Source organism: Enterococcus italicus DSM 15952, assembly GCF_000185365.1.
Taxonomy (GTDB): Bacteria; Bacillota; Bacilli; order Lactobacillales; family Enterococcaceae; genus Enterococcus_G; species Enterococcus_G italicus.
The window spans coordinates 1-2,461 of record NZ_GL622242.1 but is presented as its reverse complement, the minus strand read 5'-3'; the positions used below and the strand labels follow the sequence as shown (position 1 = coordinate 2,461).

The 2,461-nt window shown below is 36.6% G+C and carries 3 protein-coding genes; all 3 read left to right on the top strand.

Annotated elements, in window-relative coordinates; genetic code table 11:
- The first annotated feature begins 187 nt into the window (after positions 1–187).
- A complete protein-coding gene (gene lacG, locus HMPREF9088_RS10405) occupies positions 188–1,594 on the top strand; it encodes a 6-phospho-beta-galactosidase (RefSeq protein WP_040367551.1) in 1,407 nt (468 codons plus the stop codon).
- Positions 1,595–1,617: 23 nt separating this feature from the next.
- Positions 1,618–1,890: a DUF3884 family protein gene (locus HMPREF9088_RS10400; protein ID WP_007209209.1), complete on the top strand. Its 273-nt coding sequence runs from the start codon at positions 1,618–1,620 to the stop codon at positions 1,888–1,890.
- A gap of 20 nt (positions 1,891–1,910) precedes the next feature.
- Positions 1,911–2,461: aldose epimerase family protein (locus HMPREF9088_RS10395; protein WP_007209208.1), on the top strand; the 551-nt coding region annotated here is incomplete at its 3' end.

The following is a 2,461-nucleotide window of genomic DNA, read 5'->3' as shown; positions in this document are numbered from 1 at the left end:
ACAAGGTGCTCTTGCATTTGTTCTAACAACAGTTTGATTAATAAATTTGTAAAAGTTATTTGAGACGAGATTATTCTTTCAGTTCCTTATAATATTGTTAACCATATCATTGCATTTCATTTCATTTCCTTGGTTTCCGGAACTCAGAATATCGTCTCAAATGCTTTTTTTGAAAGGATTTATAGTTATGACTAAAACACTTCCTAAAGATTTTATTTTTGGTGGTGCTACAGCTGCTTATCAAGCAGAAGGTGCGACTCACACGGATGGTAAAGGCCCAGTTGCATGGGATAAGTATCTTGAAGACAATTATTGGTACACAGCAGAGCCTGCAAGTGATTTTTACCATAAATATCCTGTTGATTTAGAATTAGCTGAAAAATATAGCGTTAATGGTATTCGTATTTCAATTGCCTGGTCTCGTATTTTCCCAACTGGCTATGGCGAAGTAAATGAAAAAGGTGTTGAATTCTACCATAATCTTTTTGCCGAGTGCCACAAACGTCATGTTGAGCCATTCGTGACTTTGCACCACTTTGACACACCAGAAGCTCTTCACTCAGATGGAGATTTTTTAAACCGCGAAAATATAGAACACTTTGTAGATTATGCCGCTTTCTGTTTTGAAGAGTTCCCAGAAGTAAACTACTGGACAACTTTCAATGAAATTGGCCCAATTGGAGATGGTCAATACTTGGTTGGTAAATTCCCTCCAGGCATTAGATATGATCTTGCCAAAGTCTTCCAATCACACCACAATATGATGGTTTCTCATGCACGTGCTGTGAAATTGTATAAAGATAAAGGTTATAAAGGCGAAATTGGTGTAGTACATGCGTTGCCAACCAAATACCCTTATGATCCAGAAAATCCAGCAGATGTTCGTGCCGCTGAGTTAGAAGATATCATCCATAACAAATTTATCTTGGATGCAACCTACCTTGGACACTATTCAGATAAAACGATGGAAGGGGTCAACCACATCCTAGCTGAAAATGGTGGAGAACTTGATCTTCGTGATGAAGACTTCCAAGCACTTGAAGCAGCTAAAGATCTGAACGATTTCCTTGGTATCAACTACTACATGAGTGATTGGATGCAAGCCTTTGATGGTGAGACTGAAATCATTCACAATGGTAAGGGTGAAAAAGGAAGTTCTAAGTACCAGATTAAAGGTGTTGGTCGCCGAATCGCACCAGATTATGTGCCTAGAACGGATTGGGACTGGATTATTTATCCTGAAGGCTTGTATGACCAAATCATGCGAGTGAAAAATGATTATCCAAACTACAAGAAAATTTACATCACTGAAAACGGTCTTGGATACAAAGATGAGTTTGTAGATAATACCGTTTATGATGATGGTCGTATTGATTACGTGAAGAAACACTTGGAAGTTTTATCAGACGCAATTGCGGATGGTGCAAATGTTAAAGGTTACTTCATCTGGTCACTTATGGATGTCTTCTCATGGTCAAACGGATACGAAAAACGTTATGGACTATTCTATGTAGACTTTGACACGCAAGAACGCTATCCTAAGAAATCAGCTCATTGGTATAAGAAAGTAGCAGAAACTCAAGTGATAGAGTAATATTACTTGAAAATGTAAAAAAATTGTTATCCGATATTTTAAAAAAAGTACAACACTTATTTAGAGCAGGATTTGAAAAGGTATATATTGTTAGTTTCGAAGATTGTCCTATGATTCCTGAGCTTGAAGCTACCCCGTTGCTAAAATGTGGTAAATGGTATGTTTCAACTGGAAAAGAGTGGATTTGCCATTCTGATTTAGAGTTACCAGCATTTGAATGGGAATTTTTACAATCACTCGATGTAGAAATACGTGAGACTATTCACTTCGAGGTAAGTTATTTGCCTTTCCAATAATAAAAAGAAAGGAATTAGTTGTGACTATCGAATTAAAAAACGAGTATCTTACTGTTCAGTTTAAAACACTTGGTGGTCAACTGACTTCGATTAAAGACAAGGATGGGATAGAGTATCTCTGGCAAGCTGATCCAAATTATTGGAATGGACAGGCGCCTATTCTATTTCCTATCTGTGGTAGTTTACGAAATGATTGGGTTATTTATAGACCTCAAGAAAGACCCTTTTTTAAAGGTCTTATTCGTAGACATGGTTTTGTTCGAAAAGAAGAATTTATTCTGGAAGAAATCAATGATAATAGCGTGACCTTTAGTATTAAACCAAATGCTGAGATGCTTGAAAATTACCTATATCAGTTTGAACTGAGAGTTGTTTATACCTTGAATGGTAAATCAATTAGAACCGAATTTCAGGTAACGAACTTGGAAATGAAAAAAACAATGCCTTACTTTATTGGAGCCCATCCAGCATTCAATTGTCCTTTAGTAGAAGGTGAAAACTATGAGGATTATTATATTGAATTTAGTGAGGTTGAATCTTGCTCGATACCAAAGAGTTTTCCTGAGACAGG

Coding starts and splice junctions, on each gene's coding strand:
- lacG (WP_040367551.1), top strand. CDS start 188: ATGACTAAAACACTTCCTAAAGATTTTATTTTTGGTGGTGCTACAGCT.